A 24,724-nucleotide genomic window follows, 5' to 3' on the forward strand; every position below is an offset into this window, starting at 1 on the left:
CCTGAATCACCACTAGAAACAGTTCATATCTGGAAAATTATTCCAAACTAATCTAATTTATTAAACTAATGAAAAAACACAAAAGATTTAAAAAGGTTTACCTTTTATTATTATCCTTTTGTTTTGCATTTACCTTAAGTGCACAACAAAAAACAATAACAGGTACAGTAACCTCAGCAACGGATAACCAACCTCTACCGGGCGTTAACGTTATTGCAAAAGGCACAAACACTGGTGCTTCTACCGATTTTGATGGTAATTACTCTATAACAGTTGAAGGTAGCAACACCATTCTTAGCTTTAGCTATGTAGGTTTTGTACAAAAAACAGTTACTGTTGGAAACCAATCGAAAATTAACGTAGCTCTAGATGAAGATGTTAGTGCTTTAGAAGAAGTTGTCGTTGTTGGATATGGCGCTCGAAAAAAGAGTGATGTAACAGGCTCTGTTTCTTCAGTGAAAACTGCAGAGTTAACAGCATTTCCAGTTCTAGATGCAACACAAGCGTTACAAGGTCGTGCTGCCGGTGTAAACGTTCAATCTAACAATGGTGGAGAGCCAGGAGCACCTATTAGCATCTCTATTAGGGGTAATACTTCAATTAATGCGAGTAGTAACCCACTAATTGTTGTAGATGGCTTCGTTGGTGCCAATATGCCACAAGCAGGAGATATTGAATCTATGCAAATATTAAAAGATGCTTCTGCAACCGCTATTTACGGTTCACAAGGTTCAAATGGTGTTGTTTTAGTAACAACTAAAAAAGGTAGATCTGGCAGATTAAATATTGAATTAAATTCTACTTACTCCGTACAGTCTACAGCAAATGAACTAAACTTATTAAACGCTAATGATTTTACCGATTACCAAAACCAAGTTAGACAAAATGTTGCTATTACAAACTCTACAACAGCAAGTCCATACATACAAGGTGACTTCGATACAGACTGGCAAGATTTAATTTACAGATCAGGAAGTGTTCAAAACCACCAACTATCTGTTTCTGGAGGCTCAGACAAAGTAAACTATTATGCATCGGGTACTTATTTTAACCAAGACGGTGTATTAGTTAATTCTGGTTACGAAAGAGCTTCTTTCTTATCTAATTTAGATGCCCAAGTAACTGATAAATTAAAACTTGGAGTTAACTTAACAGGAGGTATAAGCACTAAAAATGGTGTTTCTACTCAATCTGATGGTTCTGTTACTGTTGGTGGAGATGATGTTGTTTCATTAGCAATGCGTTTTGCTCCAGATAAAGGTATATACAATGCAGACGGTTCGTTCACTACAAACGATCAAGTAGGTGACGAAGTTGATAACCCATGGGCTGTTGCAACTCAAAGAGATGACGATACTGAAATAGAAGATTTTAGAGCAAATTTTTATGCTAATTACGATATCGTAGAAGGGCTAGCTTTTAAAACAACTTTCGGTATAAGCACAAAAAATACATTTAGAGGTATTTATATGCCAAGAACATTAGAAGTTACTGCAGGTGGTAGCACTCAAGGTAGAGCTATTATGTCTGAAGATAAAACTAAAAATGTATTAACTGAGAACTACTTAACCTATAATAAAGAAATAGGAAAAGGAAATTTAACTTTATTAGCTGGTCTTTCTTACCAAAAAACTACGAGTAAAGGTTTTTCTAATGAAGGTACAGGAACAATTTCAGATTCTTTCTCATACTACGGTTTATGGACCGCTACAAACTTAATCCAACAAGGATCAGGAGATATATATGTTACAGAAAAAGAAATCCAGTCTCAATTTGGAAGGATAAACTTTGATTATGACGATAAATATTTAATTACAGCTACTATAAGACGTGATGGAGCTTCAAATTTTGCTACCAACGAAAAGTATGCTATTTTCCCTTCTGGTGCATTAGGATGGAAAGTTTCCAATGAAGATTTCTTAAAAGATAACGAAACTATTTCTAACTTAAAATTAAGAGCTAGTTACGGTGTAACTGGAAACCCTTCTATTGGTGCTTATGAATCTTTAGCTAGTTTAGAAAATATTTACGCATCTAGTAATGGAACAACAGTACAAGCTGTTACACCTTACCAACCAGCAAATCCTGATTTAAAATGGGAGTCTTCTTACCAATTTAATGCTGGTGTAGATTTAGCTTTATTAAACAATAAAATCTCACTTTCTGTAGATTATTACAACATCGACACGAAAGATTTAATTATGAGAGATAATGGATTACCTTGGTATTTAGGTTTCTATAACGACCAGATTTTAAAGAATGTTGGTGAAATTAATAACACTGGTATTGAAGTCTTTTTAAGTACTAAAAACATTACTAATGATAACTTTAGCTGGAGTACAGACTTTGTATTCTCTAAAAACAAAAACACAGTTACTACGTTAATTAACGGAGATGATTGGTTTGGAAATGGGGCACCAAGTTACTTTAGCGTTAACAATACTTACATCCTTAGAGAAGGTGAAGAAGTAGGCTTATTCTACGGGTTAGATTACGCAGGAGTATACCAAGGAGGTACTGCACCAGCAGGAACAGCTACATTACCTGGAGGCGTAGAAGGAGATCCTTTATTTTATGATATAGCTGATGAAGACGGTGTTTCTGACGGTGTTATTGATGACGGTGACAGAACAGTAATTGGTAACCCTAATCCAGATTTCACTTGGGGTATTACAAATGATTTCAGGTATAAAAACTGGGATTTAAACTTATTTTTCCAAGGATCTCAAGGAGGTGAAATTTTTAACATGACGAACGTTCAGTTAAATAATGGTGATGCAAACACAACATATGCTTATTTCAATAACGCATGGACACCTTCAAATACAGATACCGACCAACCACGTGTTGGAAACAACAGTAACAGAGAAATTTCTTCACGATTTGTAGAAGACGGAAGCTATGTTAGATTAAAAAACCTTGCAGTAGGTTACAACTTACCTTCAGATGTTCTTAAAACTATAGGTGTAGAAAAATTAAGACTATCAGTTAGTGCACAAAACTTATTAACAATCACTAATTATTCTGGTCTAGATCCAGAGGTTAATTATGCTGGTGCTCAAGGTGGCCAAAATGGAAATAACACCGCAAGTAACACTGTTAGAGGATTCGACTTTGGAAATTACCCAACAGTACAGTCTTTTAGTTTCAGCCTTAATTTAACATTTTAAGAATTTTAAAAAGCATATAAAATGAAAAAAACTAAATATATATTTTTAATGATGATAGGACTAGGTTTAGGACTATCTGCAGTAGGGTGTTCCGATTTAGAGGAAGAACCTGTAGGATTGTTATCTCCAGATGGATTTTACCAAACAACAGATGATATACAATTAGCCGTAAACGCTTCTTTAACTCATGCAATTAATGAAGAGATTTGGGGTAGAAAATTATCAATTGCGTTATTATTACGTTCTGACATGGTCGATCTTGCATCAACTGAAACCCGAAGAGTAGAAATGAATACTCACACTATTTCTGGTAATAACGAAATGGTTTTTGACCCATGGACAAGAATTTACCTAGGTATTGCAGCAGCTAATGATGCAATTGCTGGCGGTGAAAAAGTTGAGGTTGCCGATGAGTTTAAAAATCCTGTTATCGCACAAGCTTACTTTGCAAGAGCTTTTTATTACTTTCATTTAGTAAGATTATTTGGAGATGTACCTTATATCACAGAACCTGTAACAGACATAAATGCATCTAGTTCTTTAAGTTCTACTCCAGAAGCCCAAGTTTATGAAAACATCATATCAGATTTACAGTACGCTGAACAATGGTTACCAAACACAGTTACTTCTAGAGCGACACCTTCTAAAGCCGCTGCAAAATCTTACCTAGCTTTAGTTTACTTAACTTTAGCAGGAACTAATGACAATGCATATTTTCAATTAGCTTACAACAAAGCGAAAGAGGTTATTACTAATAAAGCGACATATGATGTAGATTTAGACCCTGATTTTCAGACTCTATTTAACGCTAACAAAATTGATGCTTCTAAAGAACCAATATTTGCATTAGATTATAATAATGTTGAAGCTTCTGATAACTCTTATGATCAGACTGCTCCAATGACAGGAGTTAGAGGTGATGACGATGATCAAGGATGGTCTGTTGCTGTTCCAGCTATGGCTGTTTATGACTCTTTTGACGAGGACGACTACAGAAAACGTGTTAGCTTCCAAACAAGAGCAACTATTGGCGGTACAGATGTTGACTATACAAATTTCACTCTAAGTGGTCATAGTAACGCTAAAAACAGACCTTACATTGCGAAATACACACGTTATCCTGGCCCATATGCTCGTGGTAATAAAAGAGCAACAAGCCATAACTATTCGATGATACGCTATGCTGAAGTATTATTAATTGCTGCTGAAGCAGGAGTTGAAATTGGAGCTGCTGATGCTGTTGATCTTCTTAATGAAGTAAGAAGCAGAGCAAGAAACGGTGGTGATTCTACAAACGGTGCATATGTAGAAGAAACAATTGCAGCGAGTACAGTTCCTGCAGACCTTACAAGTATAACAGTTGCTGATGTACTTGAAGAACGTAGAATAGAACTTGCTTTTGAAGGTAAAAGATGGTATGACATTAAGAGAAGACAATTAGGTAATCAAGTTTTTAGCGCGTCTGGATATGAAGGAGCAAAACCTGACTGGAACTCAGCCGAGGATTATGACACACCAATCCCTCAAGATGAATTAGATAGAAACCCAAATTTATAATAGAACTATTTATTTATAGATTTAATATTTGTAACCTTTTGAAGTTTTCTATATTGGTATAAACCAAATAGGCAGAAAACTAAAGATTATAAATAACTAAAACAGATTCTAATAATATTCAACAACATCTTGAATATTATTTTGAATCTGTTTTTTTTTACTTTAATTTCTAGATTTAGCTCACTCAATAACAAAAAAAAAGACAAGGTAATGATAAACAAATATCACAGACACCTACAAACAACCTTCTGTATAAACTAAACTTCTCTAAACTACCACTTGAAGACACCTACCCCAATTCCCTACTAAAATCTCTTCTTAATGAGCATAAACAGTTTTCATCTTCAAACAAACTTACCACAGTAGCTCGAGTAAACTAAGAATAAAGATTATCCTTAAAGCTTTATATTCCCGTCTCACTAATATATTTTCTACACACAATAGAAAAGCGATAACTAAACAACACAGAAAGCGTTTAAAAGCGAATAGCCTATCGCCTAATGATTACCTGCAAAACTTTATATAACACTCTTAAAAGCGCCCTTCGTACTAAAAAAATACCACAAAGATTTGCTGATTCATCGCTATCTATATAAAGCTATTGAACTAAAAATAAATTGTATAGTTAGAAATTACAAAACAAATACACCCAAACAATTATTATCATCATTCTTGTGATGCTTTATAATTTAGCAGGCATTCGAAATAAAACACTGCATTTAATGACTTTTAAAACCTCTAAAAAATAACATATTTTTACAATGAGCTTAATAAGCAATACATCGCATTTTACATTATTTACTAAATATTTAAACGTAAATATTTACAGCTCATATTTTTTTTTAACGACAAAAGAGTATCCGAGTTAAAACATTTTTATCTGATTATTTATTATTTCAATATGAAACTTTTCCGCGCAAGCGCATACAGTCCTAATTAGGAAAAACAATTAGAAGAAATAGAATCTGGAAGTTTTAATACTTATAACACTATAGTAAATCACGAAAACCAATCCCCCTAAACTTAATAAATACTACAGGCTCTAAATAAGAATCTCCTATATATCTTAACATCAATAGTAAACATTGGCTCAAGAAAAAAGGCATTGAAAATTAATTTTCAATGCCTTTTTTACTATTTCGATAATAAAATCAACGACTAATACATCAACTTCATTTTTAAATTTTCTTCGGTTTTAATTTCACCAGAATTACTAATATCATTATCAGATGCATAGTTCTCCTTTGCTCCCCACAGAATAGAAACATAATCAACCTTATTATCTTTGAAAGTGTTTTTAGCAATGTTTACATAAACAATACCTCTATGGTTTAACAACATCTTGTTTTGCTCGTTGGCGCCACAATTAGTAAAGGTACTATTAGTAACTAATAGATTTCCGCCAATAGTCGACTCATCATAACCACCACGATAATAATCTATAACGTTTTGTTTTACATTATCGAACGTACAGTTATTTACGGTTAAATACTCTGTGTTATAATCGCCTTTATCGTTTGTTTCTTCAGATAATTCTAAACCATTTTCACAGTTTGAAATAGATGTGTTTTCAAAAGTGATTTTTTCTGAAAAAGACTGCTTGTAAACCTTTAAAACATAATTGAAATCACTGATATCACAACCAGAAACCGCTAATCCAAAATGATTAGACATATTCTCTTTTAAACTAGCAAAAGCGTAGTTTGAATTATTTCCTTTTAAACTGACATATTTAAGCGTTAATATGCCTTTAGGGTTTAAAGAAAATAAAGGTGAACTACTTTCTCCAGAAAAAACAATTTGTGCTTTCGCTTTTTCTTGAGATTGTATTGTAATGCTTTTATTAATTTCTATCGATTTAGAAATTTGATAAACTCCCGCATTTAAAGCTATAATATCACCTTTTTGCGCTTCGTTAATTTTAGCTTGAAGTTCTTCTGCGTTGGCAACAGTAAAGATGTTAGCTTCTTTTACTGCTATCTCGTTAGAATACCAACTTGCTCCATATTTAGATTTATCTAAAATATTAGGATCTGGCATATCAGCATTAACAAAAGCACCTATTTTATTTTGATTTAATCTTGAATTCCCTGCTAAATCTTTCGTTATTGTATTAAATTCAAAACCTACATAAGGTGTTACTTCACCTGGTACACCTACCGGAATTGATATGGTTTCAGAAACTTTTTTCAACTCTAATTTAGCATTCTGTAAACCACCGTTGTAATCTTTAAACTCTACATCGCTATTATTAATAATGTTACTTTTAAAAAGAACACCGTCTGCTTTATCATGCTCCACAACTGGTAATAAATCTCCTTCTGTATTGTAAATAACATTGTTTGCAACAACAGTTCTAATAGGTCGTGCAGAACGAATTTCCGACTTTGGCAACACATCAGATTGTGCAATATTAGTACCAACTCCAAACTGCCAAGGTGATTTACAATTTACGTAAGTATTATATGCAACCACAACATCTGTAACTTGATTGTATCTATTTAATGGTGATTTTGGTATACCATTCATAACAGCCAATGGACTTCTGAAGTTTTCACCAATAATATTATAGAAATAATTATTAATAACCCAATGCCCCGTGTTTACAAGTCTAATTCCTCCGTAGTTTTTATTAACACCATCTCCAATAAAATAATTACCATCAATAACAGCATAGTTACCGTGGCGCGTTACTACAGAACCTTCACTTTTATAGAACACATTATTTCTAATTTCGTTGAAATTTGTTTTACTCGAAATAACTTCAACCTCTCCATTACATTCTTCAAATAAATTATTTGCAATAGTTGTATTACTCGGAGACATAGACGTAAAACTACTACCTAATTGGATAGATTCTCCTCGAGCCCCTCCTTTTCTCGGTCTTGGACCAAAATGGTTATTTACAATTTGATGATAATTTCTAATACTTTGGTTTCCTTTTAAATCAACTCTAAGGGTTGGACCGCCATTAGTTTTACCTGCAATATAACAATGATCGACTTTATTATGTTTTCCGAAAAGTTGAATCCAAAGGTCATCTTTATCACGTTGTTTTTGGTTGTAATCTAAAATCACACAGTTGGTAACTCTAGAATAGTTGGCAACTTTCTCCTCACTAGTTCTAAACGCGATAACATTACTTGTGGGTGTGTACCCATTTCTAAAAAACAAGCCTTCTACAACTAAGTAATTTCCGGCAATTTCTAAATTAGAAACACCTTCTATAAATACTTGGCCAGGCGTTTCTGCTTTTAATGTAATTGGAGCATTTTCAGTTCCTTCACCTACAAATTTTATTTCTACGTTTTCCCAAACACCGTTTGCCAAAACAATATTATCTCCGGCTTTAACATTTTTAATAGCCTCGTACAATTCCTTATTGGTGCTTACTAAAGTACCTGAATCTTCAACTTTTCCGTTACAAGAAAAACATAAAACAACTACCAATAAAAGGCTAAACAACTTATTCATAAAAAGGTTTTTGATAAATTTAAAATAACAAAAAAGAAGGCCAATTACAACAAAAGACCTTCTTTTTAAAAACAACTAACTACTCAACTATAATTTTTTTAACCAAGCTTCCTTCTAATGCGTTTATTTTTAAAAGATAAACACCACTATTTAAACTTGAAATATCTAATTTATTATTTACTAAATTCTTTTCTGAAATTAATCTTTTACCAACAATACTAAACATTTCTACAGAAGAAACATTTACATTATCGGCATCTATTTTAATATGATCTTGCGCTGGATTTGGATAAATCTTAAATTTTGATGCAAGTACATTTTTATCAACAGAAAGCACGTTTGTATTTGCTGCGCCAGGCGTTCCGTAATAACTCGTAGAACCATAAACACCTACGCTTGGGTCTGAAAACACCCAACTACCATTTACTAACTGTACACTTACATCATCATCCAAAGATGCATTTCCATTATAACAAGACGACCCTGACAACTGAGTAAAAGAGCCATCCCAACTAGGAAGCAATTGTAAGTTTGGAATACCATCTGGTTTTCCGCTTCCCGCTAAATTTGTAGCATTATATCCAAAATCATACTCAAATCTATCTATTTCAACAAAATCCGTTGTATCTACTTCAGGATCACTAATAATCGGCATTAATAACCTTAAACCATCTATCTCATCATCAATTCCATCTTCGTCAACACTACTATTACATCCTCCTACTCCGTCATCAAAACTATTAGAATTATTAAACGTAGGAAAATTAGACCCTGTTCCTGAACCAGAAACCAATGGTGTTGGTGATATTACACCATACTGATAAGATGAGACTAAACCACCATTAACAGCAGCATCACTATTTGATGTCAATAACAAGTAGCCATTAGCCGGAACAATTAAAGACCCTATAATAAGATGCGATCTTTTACTTGAAGAACCATCTCTAATAGTCCATCCTTCAATATCAATATCAGCACTCGTAGTATTCATAATCTCAAACCATTCCCCTTGAGCTTCACTTGATGTGGAAGGATCTGGTAAAAACTCAGTAAATATTATATCTCCAGGAGAAGATGTGAATTGAGCGTGCGCAAAAGCTGCAAGCATAAAAGAAAAAAGAAAAAGTAGTTTTGTTTTCATATCTAGCCTGTTTTAGTTTGTGAATAGTACTCTGGAAAACCAAATTGGTTAACCAGATTGGTTTTCCAAATATATACATTATTTCGAGGTATGCAAATTATTTTAACAGAAAGTTTGGTAATTAAACATCTTTTATGGTTAAAATCCCACATATAAAAACTCGAAAATTATATTTTATATATTCAAACAGGAGGTTATTACTAAAAAACAAAGCACTGAAATTGTGTGATTTAAACATAAATCAGACTAAATTCCAACATAAAGCACAAAGCTTCCTCATAATAAAGATGCGAGAAAAGACTTCGAACCCCTAGATTATCGATAAAATGAAAAGAATACTACTTATTTTTAAGACGATTAATAATCGAAATACCAATTAAACAAATCGGTTCTAATTCCGAAATTCAACCAAACCGTATTATTCTTGAAAGTTGTGGCCGTAGTTGCCTCGGGATTAAAATTTCTAACTGTAATATCGGTAAATAACTTCATATTAGACGCAGGGTTAATAACATAACCAGCCTGTAAATTTCCGTTAAAAACATTAGTTTTAATGCCTTGCCCTACTTCTACTCCAGAATCGAATGGACGATCATTATAGTTTTTATAGATATCAGCGCCATAACTAAACCCATCTGTATCATCATTAAAATCTAAACCACGCACACCAAAAATTAACTTTGCATCGGCAAACCAGCGTTTATAATGATAACGACCAATAAATATAGCTTCACTAAAGTTCGCGCCCCACAAATGTGCCATAGACTGATTATTATGTCCGTAATTTGTGGCTATCGTGTTATGTGAATATGTGTAAGGACGAATGCGATTATATTCAAATTGAAGCAGTAAATTTTCAACCTTAAAAGCATTAAAATACTTAACACCCAATTGATAGCCAAACTTGTTTTTCCAACTTCTCTCCCCCGCTTTTACATCAGCTAAAGAAAATTCGTCTAACACAAACTGACTATATAAGTTAATATTATCATTCCACTTATATTTTGCGGTAGCACCTATTACAGCATTTCCCGCATCTTGACCGGTTTCAAACTCTATAGCTCTATAAAAAATAATAGGGTTTAAATAATTAACATCAAAGCCACGATTATTAGTGTTACTCCAAATTACCGATTCAAATAAACCAAGATTAAATCGCTTCGAAACATTCCAGCTTAAATAATGGTTAGCCATATATTTAGTTAAAAACGCACCGTCTTCAGTAACTTCTGGGCGTACATCTTTTAACCACATCCAGGTATTGGTATATTTTATTTTCCAAAACTTGGTGTTTAATTTAAGGAATGGGTGCGGACTAGCAACATCACTCAATAATAACGAACGATAACCATCACCTATAAAATTTTTACCATGCCCAAATTGAATATTTATAAATTTTGCGGGTGCATAAGACATGTATGCCTCCGCAACAGGATAATCGTAAGAATCTGTTTTAAATCTTTTAGCAATACCACGCCCAGGAATAATAGCCGGATCTGGTCCGAAGGCTTTTAAACTTTCAGCATATCTATTTACATAATCTGCGAAACGTCCCTGACTTTCAAAAACAGAAGCATAAAAATTAAACTTTTCTCCCAAACCACCTTGAACCAAAAAACCTCGGGTATTATTATAAGTAGAACTGAACTCCGCATCAGTGTCTTTACCAACTTCTAAATCGAAAATAGGGTCTATTGTAAACCAATAATCGTCACTTTGCAGTTGCACTAAATGTTCATTCCAAAGTTTTTGTCCGGCCCAAGTTGCAGTTTCACGCTGTAGAGCTTCTTTTTCTGCCTGAAAATCATAATAACTCGCTACATCATCATAAACAAAGGGTTTTGATGCCGTATGGCTATTGCTACCCACAACATTCATTTGCCTATCAAACTTAGCATAATCACTATGCGTAAACTGAATATTTAATTGACTGTTATAAGCTTTATTTTCGAAGGTCTTTAAATCATTATTTACTCTATCAAACTCTTGCTTGGCTTGTTGTTCTAACTTAGAAATTGGATTAATTGCTTCGCTTTCATCGATATCTAAATTCGTATCTATCAAAGGAATTTTAATTTGAAGCGAATATTGTTTAAATGTAGGGCGCCCATTATAAGTTGCCGGTTTAATTTTTGGCAAACTTGAAAACACACGCTTAGCCTCATCTTTTAATTCATTATAAACCGCATCAACATACATCACCTGAAACCGACCTATTGTATCCACTTCAAAAAGAACCACAACTTCTCCTTTATATTTTTCTTTTTCAACCCTTACAGGCACCTTAAAACTATTATAGATGTGTGCATGTACTTGGTTATCGAAACATTTTTGTTGTTTACTGAATGAAATACTGTCACACCCTGAAAACACAGGAGGCTTTTCCGAATACGGATTGCCTTGAGTATAACCAACACATTGAGCCAAAATGAAAACTAGGAAAAGAAATTGCTTCATCACTTAATTGAGGATTGATAAATAATATAAAATATATTTAAGCTCGAAAGATACTATATTTTTTATATTCTGCACGGCAACTGTATCAGTTCCTTCAAACAACAAAGCCGTTAACCTATATAGGCTAACGGCTTTTAGATAATTTTATTGAGTATTTTATTACTGCACACTAAACGCTATTGGTAAGGTATAAATAACACCTACATTTTTGTCTCGTTGTTTTCCTGGCGTCATTTCCGGAATGTTATTAATAACACGCTCAGCTTCCTTCTCTAAATCAGGATGTGTTCCTCGAGTTTTAATATCGGTAACACGACCAGTTTTATCAATTTTAAACTGAGTTCTAATCACCTGTTTTCCAGACAAACCAAGCTCGCTACCTAAATTAGTATCAAATTTTCTCTGAACCAACTTTGTTATTTTCTCAGACATACATTTACGTTTATCTAAGTTTGTTTTTTTGTTTTCGCATCCCGGGTAAACAGGCACTTCTTCAACGCTAACAAAATCTACTGGAGGCTCATCGGCTGGAGGGCCTTCAACAACAATATCACCAATAGCAATAGGCTTAGACGTTGTATTCTGATCGGCCGTTTTAATATTCATAGCCTCCTCAAACGGCGCATCATTATCGACTTCTTCTACCTTATCAATTAACTTAGTTGATTTTTTAGGTTCTGGCTGAACCTCTTTTACTGGTTCAACATAAATTTTAAAGTTTTCAATTCGAATCTCCTCAGGGTCGGGTTCAAAATTGAAACTACTTTCCTTAGGGATTTCCGACTCAAACTTCATTTCAAAAAGACCATACACCATAAACAAACAGATGATTAAGCCCACCTGAAAGTAAAGCGTGGAGTTTTTTTGTAAATTTGCATCATGCTTTTGCGATTTTTTCACGATTTGCTCATTTTGCCGAATGAGTTCGTGAGTTTTCTTTGGATTACTCATAATTATTAAAATTTAAATGTTAATATTATGATAAAGTTGCAATAAGCATACCAAAAAAGAAATCCCGCTACAGAAATGTAACGGGATTTTATATTTATTGTGCTGTTGTTTAACAGCTGAAAAGAAATTTAATCTTGAACTTGGAATACAATAGGTAAAGAGTAAGGCACTGTTACTGCTTTTCCACGTTGCATACCTGGCTTCATTTTAGGCAACATGTTAATAACACGTGCTGCTTCTTTTTCTAAACCTGGGTGTGGTGCTCTTGAACGAACTCCAACAACATTTCCTGTTTTGTCGATTTTAAAGATAACGTTAATACGTTGTCTTCCCGATAAACCTAATTCACTAGCTAATTCAGTATTAAACTTTTTAGTAACGAATTTTTGAATTTTTTCAGACATACAAGCTTTCTTAGCTGCGTTGTTACCTTTTTCGCAACCTGGAAAAACAGGTACATTTTCAATAACAGCAAAAGGCACTTCGATATCTTCTTCAACCTCTACAACTTCTACTTCTTCAACCTCAACAATTTCTGTTTCTTGATCAACTTCAGTAGACTCTATAATAGTTTCCTCGATTTCCACTTCATCCTCAACAATCTCAATAACATCTGGAGCTGCTGGTGGCGGTGGCGGTGGTGGAGGCGTTTGCATTAGATTAGTAATTGGAATTTCTTCCTCTTCTATTTCGTCCATACTTACCACTCCTATATCGGTAATTACGTCATCATAAGTTTTGAAATTAATAGCATAGTTCGTTAAGAATAACATTAACGCTAAGCCGATTGCAAAATACAGTGAACTGTTACGTCCAACATTTGCTTTAGGATTTTTTTTAGGTTCCATAAATTTAATTAGTTTATCAAGATTGCTAAAATAACTATTTATTTGTCAAAAAAACAAGTCTTTATTGCTTTTTAACTTGTAATTTGTTTATTCGCCACAATATCAAAGCTGTGAGTAATGCTCCCAAGGAGTTTGCTACTACATCATAAATATCCATGGCGCGATAGTCCGTCATAGTATCTTGTAACACCTCAATAACTATACCAAAAACAACAGCAAATACAGTTGCATATAATAAAGCTTTCATTTTTTCCAACTTAAAGTTGAAAATAAACGCAGCATACCATAAAACAGTAAAAGCAGCATAGGCTCCAAAATGGAAAATTTTATCTCCATTAGAAACATCTACTTTTGGCATATCTTTAAGAGACATTAAACAAGCTGCTGTTAAAGCAACAGTATATAATACCGCTAAGACTATTGCCGATTTTTTAAGCACCAATTAATGCTTTATAACCGTCTGCAGACATTAACCCATCGATTTGAGAAACATCAGAACATTTTACTTTAATCATCCATCCAGCTCCGTAAGGATCTGTATTTACATTTTCTGGTTCATCTTCTAAAGTTTCATTAAACTCTATAATTTCACCTGAAACTGGTAAAAATAAATCTGAAACCGTTTTTACAGCTTCTACCGTTCCAAAAACTTCTTCAGCTTCTAAAGTTTCATCAAGAGTTTCTACCTCAACATAAACAATATCACCTAACTCGCTTTGTGCAAAATCGGTAATACCAATAGTTACAACATCGCCGTCAACCTTTACCCACTCGTGGTCTTTTGTGTACTTTAATTCTGATGGAATATTCATTTTATTTTTATTTATTAAATACGATTAATATGTAAAACTAATTTTTATAAGTTTTCACAAATGTATTTATTCAATATTGATTTTCAAATAGATTAGTTGTTAATTCCCAAAATTATATCTGATGGTAAAACCAGAACGAATAGTTGTTAATGGAAACGCCGTAGAAATAGCATATTCAGAGAAAGAATAGTCGAAATAAAAGATACCTGTTAGGTTTTTACTAAAGGCATAATCGGCCGAATATTTTAATCCCCAAATGGTTTGACCAGAAGTAACTTGATTGTTTTCTAAATCTAAATAACGAATAATAGTTTTATTATCACGAATCGAGATATCTGCCTTCATATTTAAATCGCTCACAATGCGTTTTTGCGGACCAGCAAGATTCGACCTAATTCTTAAATCTTTTATTCTATATCCTAAACCTAAAATGAATTCGTTACCGATAATCTCAGTCATTAAATTATTATCGAAACTTAATGATAGTAAACGGTCCTTTTTAATTTCAGCTAGAATTTTTACAGAATTTTTCATTTCCATATCTATTCGTACTAACGGACTAAACATTTCTGTTAAGTTTATATTACTAAACAAACGCTCGTTTTTATAATTCCCAGATTGATCTTTAGTATCGTCTGGTTGATCATCATAAGGCTGAGAAAAATCAACTTCGTTGTAATCTAAATTAGTTTGAAACTGATTAATAGTATAAGTAGATCGGTAACCATGCGTTAATGAAAAACGCTTAAAACGCTTTTTAAACCACGCCATTTTCATGAAACCAGAATATTTTAAATCCCAGTTAGGAATTGGAACATCTCTAAAAGCACTAGTATTTACTTTATTTGCATCTGTACCTGTATATGCCGCTAAGAACGCTGGCAGCAATACATTTTGACTGTTTTTACCAAAACCTTTTGGATAGCCATCATCATCTAAATCGTTTACATCGGCTCCATTTTGAGTTGCTAAACGGCGCGCAATAATAAGTCGGTTACTTCTAAAATCATTAAACGCATCAGACACGGTTTCATCACTTTTACTAAAAGCTGTTTTAATTAAAAGTGTAGATATATTAAAATTCCCGAATGTATTTGGTGTTAAGCCAACATACTGATTATCGTTATTAACATCTACTCTATAATTTTCAGTGAAGTTTTTATAATAAGTTCTATTACCAACAATATCAATTTTTAAATCTTTTACAGGCTCTAAACTTGCAGAAACATCTAACTGTTTTGTATTAGTAGATGTAAATTGCTGATTAAAATCTTGATACAAAGTAAGCCAACCGTTTCTTGCCGCTAAACTTCTAATATCAGCCTGACTACCAAAAGTGTAACCAAAAGTAGGTTTAAGTGTCCCTAAAAAACCAGGTGTTTGTGTGTAACCTGGTAAGTATGTTCCGTTATTTTCAGAGTAATTAAACTGCACTCTTTTAACTGATGTTAATATATCTATACCCGCATTTAATAGCTTAGTAGTCGATTGGCTTTTAACTTTAGGTTGCTTTTTATCTTTTGCAGACGATTTACTAGTTGGAGGTCCCGTTGTTCTTGTTCGCACACGTCTAATTGGCTTTTTAACCAACCCAATATATTTATACAACTTATTCATATCTAAAGATGTATTAATATTATGTGTGTTGGCATTTTGAATGGTGTTACCCAAATCGTAAGTTTCGCCATCTAGTTCAAGACTGCCATATAAATCAGATCCTTTTTGCCATTGAAAGTTACCCGTATATTGGTAAGTAGCATTAACAAAACTAAATGTTGGAATTTTATTAATTGGTAATTGATATGTTAACCCAAGGTTTTGCATTTGCCTGTTTGGATCTCCAAAATCCAAAAAGCCATCCCAAACATCAAGCGTTGGATCTTGTTCCCCATTAATAATATTGTCTTGAAAATAATTACGAACAATGTTATTGTTAGAAGCTGTAAAGTTAAACTGAAGTGACTCGGTTAAATTGTAATTTACAGTATATTGAAAATCGAAAGTATAATTTCGCCTAAATAATTCTTCAATTTCAATATTTGATCCACCAGATAAATCGGCATCTCTAAATTTTTGTCTATTAAACTGACGGTTTAAATCCGTATTAATTGTAAAGCTTGAAGGCAGCAGGTTTAAGTTGAAATCTTTTAAAATCTTCCAATATTTTCCAGTAAATAAAGAATCGTTCTTTTTAAAAGGCTGAATAGTTACAGGGTTGAAGTTATGCGCATAATTTGCACCAACACGAACTGTTTTACTAACTGAGTTTTCTATTTCGAAATCGCGATGTTCTACTTTATTATAAGAATAGTTTAAAGTAACATTCTCTACATCGTAAAAACGCGGTTTTGCATCTCCCGTTCTATTTTTTCGAACTCCAATTAAATTGATACTTTGGCGCTTGGTATAATCTTCAGATTGTTTTTTAATTTTATCCTTATCCACTTCAGTTTCGGCAGCATCTAATCGAGAATCTAAAGTTAAATCTTCGTAGAATTGATCGTATTTTGGCGTAATTAATTCTTCACTTTGCCCGTAATTAAATGGTATTTGAATACCCCATTTTTTCGGTAACAACTGTCCCACGTTAACATTGGTAACCACATCGTATTGTTTAACATCTTCTAAACTACGTTGACTTGGTCCTTGCTCTATCGCTCCAAAACCAGAAGTACTTTGACTTCCAGTTGCGCTAATACTAGCAAAATCGGCTAAGTTGGTATCCATACTTACTACAGCAGCCCAACCACCTTCGTTATCCATATCAGATAAGCGCATTTCGTTAAACCAAACAGCTCCACAAACATCACCTTTATCTCTAGAAATATTTTTAACACCAACCATAAGGGTTCTAATGTCTCCAAAATTTGGATTTCCTTTAATACCTACACGATGTTGCCCTAGTGTATAACCACTAAATTCATCGGACACTATTCGAATATCATCTCCTATAACATCATAAAATGTTGGATCTTCGTTAGCCAAAGAACTATCTGAAATTCCCTGAGCTTTAACTTTACCTAAAATTTCAATAGGAATATTAATTTCATTAGCTGTTGGCCACAACCCTTCTCTTGTTGTAGATTGAGAAACTTGTAATGGTATTTCTATTTGATAGTAATTCTCTGTTAAATCATTACCCATTCTAATAAACCCGACTAGCTCTTCATCATCTAAATTACCAGAATCATCATCATCGGCATGCATAAACATTCTTAAACGTTTATACTGACGCATATCGAAACTAACATTTTTATAAACTGCTCTAGAGTCTTCGGCTTCTAAATCACAAGCCTTAAGTACCAACGACTGTTCATTTTGCTCAACTACCGTATTGTTATTATAAAGTTCTTCAGGTTCGATTCCCGGAGGTCTCTCATAACTTCCATCGTTTTCAATAGTACCAATAATTTCAACAGAAAAATCAACACTCGAATCATAAGGTATATCATCGTTCAAAGTCTGTGCGTATCGACGCCAATCACTTCTCACTAAATCTAAAGTTCCAAAACGAAAAATAGTAGGTTGAACAAAATCTTTTAGATATATTCTTGAAAAACGTACCGAACGTAAATCACTAATACCTCCAACAGCAACTCTATCATTCCCTTCAACAGGAATTCTAATTTGGTACCATCTTACGTTAACACTTTCTCCGTTTGGTAAGGCTCTAGGTTGTTCTTTAAAATCTCTTAAATATTCTTTTAAAGGATTGGCATCTGAAATATTATCGAATTCCGTACTTGATTTTGGTAAATATTGTGGCTGAATATCTAATTCATATTCATAATAACTATCAATCGTGTTCATGGTGTTATCACGATTAATATCTTCTACATCAGGCTGTGTATTAGCACCACGATCGGTATCACTAAATGTATCTGGGGTATTGCCTTCAACCCCATTATATTTTTTATAACGATCAAAAATATCTCCTTCAGCATTTAAAAAATACTCGTAATTATCATTTGCAGGATCATCTAAACCACTGTAGTTACTATAGATTGCGGTAAGCTCTGGATCGTCGGCAATTACTGGTGTTTCTCCAGAATCAGGATATCCGTCGTAACCAACATCTTGATTAGTGCGTTCATCTCCTGTAGAATCGAATGCATAAATTAAAGATTGGTTTTGAGGTACAACCGTTCCCCAAGCTGTTTTTTGAAGCAAATCGATATTACCATCATCAGGCAATCCGTTTTCGTATAACTTTCTACCATCTTTTATAATATCTTCTGAGATATTTCCTAAGTTAAAAACTAGTTTACCACCGGGATTGGTTTGATTTTCTTGAAAAGGATCTTGTAACCAAAACTCTATATACTCTACGTTTTGTTGTTCAAAATCTGTTGAAGTTAGCTGGCGCGTAATACCCGCCCAACTATCTCTAGCTTCTACACTATCTATACCATCGGCAGCAGCAGGATCATAATTGTAAGGCCCACGCTCTTGTGGATAATATGCTAAGTCTAACGTGTAAATTACAGAATTTTGCCCTTGTACTAAATCACGATCTGGAAACAACTCGTTTATAAAAACACGACTTGTGTAAAGGCTAGACATATCTTCATCTGTAATGTCATCTGGCCTTTGGCTTGTATAAAAAATAGGATCTATAGAATACCAGTTTAACATGGCACGTTGGTAACCATTTTGAATACCATTATCATCCTCATTTCCATTAGTAGGTGTATTTAAGCCAACAGGTCTACTAGATAAAAACCAAGATTGTTGCGAACGTAAATCTATTGAATTTTGCGATCCTTCAAAATCGTCTATGTAAGATGTAGCCTCTCCATTTAAGTTAGTTCCGCTTGGAGAACCCGGCAGTAAATAGGCCACCTCACCACGTACAGAAAAATTAGATTCGGCATCGGTATCTATATTTGGCAACTTATTAACCAAGCGTGTTAAAAATGGAACTTGGGTTGCGTAATTTCCATTAAACCCTACAATAGTATTATTTATAGGCTCGGTACCATAATTAGCTTTTTGAGTAATTGGCCGTTCATTTAAATTTAAAAACGTTCCGCCTAAAACAAAATTCTCATTAAACTTGTGTTCTACATTTATACCTGTAAAACGTTTAGTTTGCTGACCAAAAACAGCATTGTTTTCTGTTGAAACTTCAATTGGTGTATTCGAAGCTTTTAAAGATTCATCTAAAATTTGAACCTGCCCTAACTGATAATTTACAGTATAATCTATACCTTCAACTAACACTCGTCCGCCAGCCGTAACTCTCACAGATCCTGGTGAAAGATTAAAACCACCAATAGAAATACCATCGCCACCAGATGATTTATAACGTCCTTTTAGTTTGAATTTATTCTTTTCGTTTTCGTCTAAAGCTTTTGTTTTTGTACTTTTATACAGTACATCGTAAACATATTTTTCTTGATTTTCGTTGTATGATGCATCATTTTCATAATCACCACCACCTAAAACATCAAATAAATATTCTCCAAAAGGTTCTGCATTCGGGAAAATAATTTGCCCATTTTGCGAAAGTACTGTTATACCTTCTACAAAGTCGAAAAAACCATCACCACTTGTTTGCGGATCATTGTTATAGTTTAATTTATCTAAATTAAACACACGCAAAAGCGGTTGTTCATTTAATGGTTTCTCTCCTGGTAATGGATCAGGAAAATCTGTTGTTCCAACCGGTGTAATGTAGTTTAAAGGAGAGGCTTCATTATAAAAGATATTCAATTTAAAATCTTCCGAACTTAAATTATAAGCACCCGTGTCGTAGATGTTTTTCATCATTAAATCCCAGATAGGAAGATCGACATTTGTAATACTACTTTTTAATAATTTCACCACTAAATTACTATTTACAACCTGAGTAACATCCCCACTTGTATTTGTAGTAACATCGGTAGCAGAAACACCATCGTTAGCAAATTCACCAACCTGATACACCTCACCACCTATAGTATATTGAAAGGCAACAGCCAATACTTCATCACTATTTAAACGTTGATTTAAGGAGATATAACCTAACTCTGTATTTAAACTATATTCCGAACCTTCGGTTAATTTTCTTGCGTTTTCTAGAGTCGAATAATCAAAACCTTCATTAGTTCCCGATACTTCAATACCAGATTTAATAGTTGCCACATCTCTAATACTTGCATTTAATTGAGATGTTGGTGCCGACTGAGTTATTTTTGTTGGATCAAATGCATTATTACTATTTCTAGGAAGAGCGCCTGGCCCGCCAAAAACATTAACTCCAGAATATACTTTATCACTTTCACCTAAATCCTGAAGTGCAACAATATTTCTAACATTATCTGTTCTATTACTTCTGTTAGTAATCCAAACTTCAATTCTAGTAATTTGTAAACCTCTAGTATCTAAATACGGGTAAGTTTTTAATGCCTTATCGTAATTATCTCTAAAATACTGCGCTAAGAAAAAGTGTCTATTCTCATCGTAATCTCTAATGAACAACTCGAAATCTTCTAGCGTTCCACCACTTTGAGCTACAACGGTATTAGACTCAGAACGCTGCTCGGAAAACACACCCGTAATGGTAGTTTTACCAAATTGCAATTGTGCTTTTACACCAAATAAACTTTGCGCTCCCGTTATTAAAGAACTGTTTAACGGCATACTTACATTACCAACTTCTATTTTTTGAAGGATATCATCCTCGGTTGGTGTGTACTCTAATTTTATAAGATTTTGAAAATCGAAAGTAGATTGTGTATCATAATTTGCATTTATTTGAAGACGTGTTCCCACTTTCCCTAATAAACTTAAACTGATACGTTGATCAAAATCGAACGTGAAATTACTTCTATTTCTTGGTGAAAACGATGGGTTATCTTGTTTTGAGAATAAAACACCCAAATCCATTTCTACAGAACCTTGCGGAATAACCTCAATGGTACTACCTCCAAAAATAGATTCAAAAAAATCGGATTTCACATAAAACTCTGGTAATAAGTTTTTTTGAGCTTCGTCTGCTCCTTCTTTTTTACCAGAAAAGGCATCGACCTTTTCTTTATAATAACTACTTAAATTTTGTTTTGAAACCAAAGCATAATACTCCTTTGGTGTTAAAATTACAGGATAATTAATATTGAACTGCCCTATTTTTTCGGTGTAAATATACCTATCGGTTAAAGCATCATAAGTATATTTAGACTCAATACTATTTGGTCTCGATGTTTTTATTTCACCTTGCTGATACCCTTTTTTTACAGAATCTTGCTCTTTTTCTTGTCCCCAAGATATTACTGAAAAACACAGCATGGCCAATAAAAAAGCCACGTGTTTTATTGATTTATAAAAATAGAGGTTAGTTCTTCTCAAAATGTACTATAATTTTTTTAGAGCTTGTTTTATAATAGACTCTACCGATGCATCGGGTTCGGCCATTACAATTTTTTCCACAACACGTTCGGCTTGTTTTTTAACAAAGCCAAGCACTTCTAAAGCTGATAACGCTTCATCCTTATTGGTATTGCCTTGAGAAACAGAAACTTCATCTATATCATAAATTTTCAATACTTTGTCTTTTAAATCGAGTATAACACGCTGTGCTGTTTTAGCTCCAATACCCTTTATAGATTGAATAAGTGCCACATCGCCAGTTGCAATACCTTCGCGCACCTGCTTTGGTGTTAATGAAGACAACATAGTACGTGCAATACTTGCTCCAATACCACTAACAGATAATAACAATCTAAACATTTCTCGTTCGGCCACCGATGAAAACCCATACAATGTATGCGAATCCTCTTTAACCTGAAGATGCGTAAACAATTTTAATTGTTCCGCATCTGGTATATTTGAAAATGTGTGTAACGATATATTTAACATATAACCAACACCGTTGCAGTCTATTACAACATGCGTTGGATTTTTTTCTACTAATTTACCTTGAATGTGTGTTATCATAACCGGTTATTGGTCCCTTCCAAATGTAATAAAATTATTTTAGCTCGGCATGTTCTACTTCCCACTTCTCTTTATGTTGAGCGTCAATTACAGCAATAGCAGCCATATTTACAATCTCGTCAACATTGGCACCAAGCTGAAGAATATGCACTGGTTTACGCATCCCCATCATGATTGGCCCGATAGACTCAGCTTCATTTAGTTCTTTCAATAACTTATAAGTAATATTGGCTGAATCTAAATTCGGAAAAATTAAAGTGTTTACTTTTTTACCTACTAATTTAGAGAACGGAAACTTTTCACGAAGCATTTCATCGTTTAAAGCAAAATCTGTTTGTAACTCACCATCAACAATCATTTCCGGATAATGTCTATGTAAAAAAGATACTGCTTCTCTTACTTTTGAAGCACGATCGTTTATAGACGAACCAAAATTTGAATAAGACACCATAGCCATTACAGGTTCTAAACCAAACATTTGAACTACTTTTGAGGTCATTTGAGTAATTTTAGCCAAATCTTTAGCCGTCGGATCGATGTTTATTGAGGTATCACTTAAAAACAGAGGACCACGTTTCGTCATCATTAAGTTGGTAGTTGCAGCACGTGAAATACCTTTTGCTAAACCAATTAATTCCAACATCGGTTTTACAACTGTTGGGTAGTTTCTAGAATATCCAGAAATTAATCCGTCGGCATCACCTTCGTTCACCATCATGGCAGCAAAATAATTACGCTCACGCATTAAACGTTGTGCAGAATAATATGTTACACCTCGACGTTTGCGTTGCTCCCAATATACTTTTGCGTATTTATTTTTACGCTCGTTTTCTTCTTCTTCTTTTGGATCTACAATTAAAATATCGGCATCAAACTCAATATCTTTCATTAAAGATAAAATGGTTTCTTTTCTTCCTAATAAAATAGGAATAGCAATACCTTCATCATGTACAATTTGTGCTGCTTTTAAAACATCTAATTGATCAGCTTCTGCAAAAACAATACGTTTTGGCGCTAATTTAGCTCTGTTTAATAACAAGCGAACCAATTTATTATCAGACCCTAAGCGTTGTAATAAACTATCTTTATAACGTTCCCAATCTGTAATAGGTTGTTTTGCAACACCACTTTCCATAGCCGCTTTTGCAACTGCTGGTGGTACTTCTGCAATTAAACGTGGATCGAATGGTTTTGGAATAATATAGTTTTTCCCAAAAGTTAAACGGGTTTCACCGTAAGCAATATTTACTTGTTCTGGCACTGGTTCTTTAGCCAATTTAGCTAAAGCTCTTACCGCTGCCATTTTCATGGCTTCGTTAATTTTAGTTGCGCGCACATCTAAAGCGCCTCTAAAAATAAAAGGAAAACCAAGTACGTTATTAACCTGGTTAGGATGATCGCTACGACCAGTAGCCATTATAATATCTTTTCTAGTATCTACGGCTAATTGGTATTTTATTTCCGGATTAGGGTTTGCCATGGCAAAAACAATCGGGTTTTCAGCCATTACCAATAGCATCTCTGGCGTTACAATATCTGCCATAGATAAACCGATAAACACATCGGCATTTTCCATAGCCTCTAGTAAAGTATCAATTTTTCTGTGCGTTGCAAATTCTGCTTTTTCATCAGAAAGGACTTCTCTATCGTCACGAATAACACCTTTACTATCTAGCATTACCATGTTTTCGCGTTTTGCACCACAAGCCTGGTACAAACGTGAACATGAAATAGCTGCTGCTCCGGCACCACTAATTACTATTTTAACTTCTTCTAGCTTTTTTCCAGCAATTTCAACTGCATTTAATAAGGCTGCTGCCGAAATGATTGCTGTTCCGTGCTGATCATCGTGCATTACAGGAATATCTAACTCTTCCTTTAAACGACGTTCAATCTCAAAAGCTTCAGGAGCTTTTATATCTTCAAGGTTAATACCACCAAATGTAGGCGCTATCTTTTTAACTGTTTCAATAAATTCATCGACATTTTCTGTGTCAACTTCAATATCGAATACATCGATATCTGCAAAAATTTTGAATAATAAACCTTTACCTTCCATTACGGGTTTCGAGGCTTCAGGACCAATGTTTCCTAATCCTAAAACGGCCGTTCCGTTAGATATTACGGCAACTAAATTCCCTTTAGCTGTATATTTATAAGCTGCTTCTTTATCTTTTTCAATTTCTAGACATGGTGCAGCAACTCCCGGCGAATAGGCTAAAGACAAATCGCGTTGGGTGGCGTATTTTTTAGTTGGAACAACTGCTATTTTACCTGGTGTTGGTTTTGCGTGATAAATAAGGGCTTCTCTACGCTTGCTTTCTTCACTCATATAGATGGATATTTTATTTATTGTTAGCCTTTTAAGGTTTAAAACTACTCGGTTTTAGATGATGT

At 33.9% G+C, this 24,724-nt stretch carries 12 protein-coding genes; 2 read left to right on the plus strand and 10 right to left on the minus strand.

Translation table 11 applies throughout. From position 1 onward, the window contains the following. Positions 1-68: 68 nt before the first annotated feature. Both BM246_RS08585 and BM246_RS08590 read left to right on the plus strand, forming a co-directional pair. Positions 69-3,170: a SusC/RagA family TonB-linked outer membrane protein gene (locus tag BM246_RS08585; protein WP_074937216.1), complete on the plus strand. Its 3,102-nt coding sequence runs from the start codon at positions 69-71 to the stop codon at positions 3,168-3,170. A 21-nt stretch (positions 3,171-3,191) separates the two neighbouring features. Further along, positions 3,192-4,727, plus strand: coding sequence for a RagB/SusD family nutrient uptake outer membrane protein (locus tag BM246_RS08590; RefSeq protein ID WP_083415744.1), 1,536 nt, complete (start codon positions 3,192-3,194; stop codon positions 4,725-4,727). Between the two features lie 1,158 nt (positions 4,728-5,885). Here the strand turns inward: BM246_RS08590 and BM246_RS08595 are convergent. The 10 genes from BM246_RS08595 to BM246_RS08640 all read right to left on the minus strand — a co-directional run bounded on the left by BM246_RS08595 (position 5,886) and on the right by BM246_RS08640 (position 24,659). After that, positions 5,886-8,201, minus strand: coding sequence for a chondroitinase-B domain-containing protein (locus BM246_RS08595; RefSeq protein WP_074937219.1), 2,316 nt, complete (start codon positions 8,199-8,201; stop codon positions 5,886-5,888). Positions 8,202-8,280: 79 nt separating this feature from the next. Further along, positions 8,281-9,342: a T9SS type A sorting domain-containing protein gene (locus BM246_RS08600; RefSeq protein WP_074937220.1), complete on the minus strand. Its 1,062-nt coding sequence runs from the start codon at positions 9,340-9,342 to the stop codon at positions 8,281-8,283. Positions 9,343-9,699: 357 nt separating this feature from the next. Further along, positions 9,700-11,799, minus strand: coding sequence for a gliding motility protein RemB (locus BM246_RS08605; RefSeq protein WP_074937223.1), 2,100 nt, complete (start codon positions 11,797-11,799; stop codon positions 9,700-9,702). 159 nt (positions 11,800-11,958) lie between these two features. After that, complete coding sequence (locus BM246_RS08610) at positions 11,959-12,750, minus strand: energy transducer TonB (RefSeq protein ID WP_074937227.1); 792 nt, start codon at positions 12,748-12,750, stop codon at positions 11,959-11,961. A gap of 128 nt (positions 12,751-12,878) precedes the next feature. Beyond that, complete coding sequence (locus tag BM246_RS08615) at positions 12,879-13,598, minus strand: energy transducer TonB (protein WP_042497553.1); 720 nt, start codon at positions 13,596-13,598, stop codon at positions 12,879-12,881. A 61-nt stretch (positions 13,599-13,659) separates the two neighbouring features. Further along, on the minus strand, positions 13,660-14,037 hold the full coding sequence (locus tag BM246_RS08620) for a VanZ family protein (protein ID WP_139221870.1): 378 nt from the start codon (positions 14,035-14,037) through the stop codon (positions 13,660-13,662). After that, positions 14,030-14,410 carry a glycine cleavage system protein GcvH gene (gene gcvH / locus BM246_RS08625; RefSeq protein ID WP_074937230.1) on the minus strand — a complete coding sequence of 127 codons (381 nt, stop codon included), beginning with the start codon at positions 14,408-14,410 and terminating at the stop codon, positions 14,030-14,032. The genes BM246_RS08620 and gcvH overlap by 8 nt, the downstream gene beginning before the upstream one ends. Positions 14,411-14,509: 99 nt before the next feature. Then, positions 14,510-21,739, minus strand: coding sequence for a T9SS outer membrane translocon Sov/SprA (gene sov / locus BM246_RS08630; protein ID WP_394363848.1), 7,230 nt, complete (start codon positions 21,737-21,739; stop codon positions 14,510-14,512). 6 nt (positions 21,740-21,745) lie between these two features. Then, complete coding sequence (gene ruvA / locus BM246_RS08635; RefSeq protein ID WP_042504722.1) at positions 21,746-22,327, minus strand: Holliday junction branch migration protein RuvA; 582 nt, start codon at positions 22,325-22,327, stop codon at positions 21,746-21,748. Between the two features lie 34 nt (positions 22,328-22,361). Beyond that, positions 22,362-24,659: an NADP-dependent malic enzyme gene (locus BM246_RS08640; RefSeq protein WP_074937233.1), complete on the minus strand. Its 2,298-nt coding sequence runs from the start codon at positions 24,657-24,659 to the stop codon at positions 22,362-22,364. Positions 24,660-24,724 lie beyond the last annotated feature (65 nt).

This window comes from Algibacter lectus (assembly GCF_900112395.1).
In the GTDB taxonomy this organism is placed as follows: Bacteria; Bacteroidota; Bacteroidia; order Flavobacteriales; family Flavobacteriaceae; genus Algibacter; species Algibacter lectus.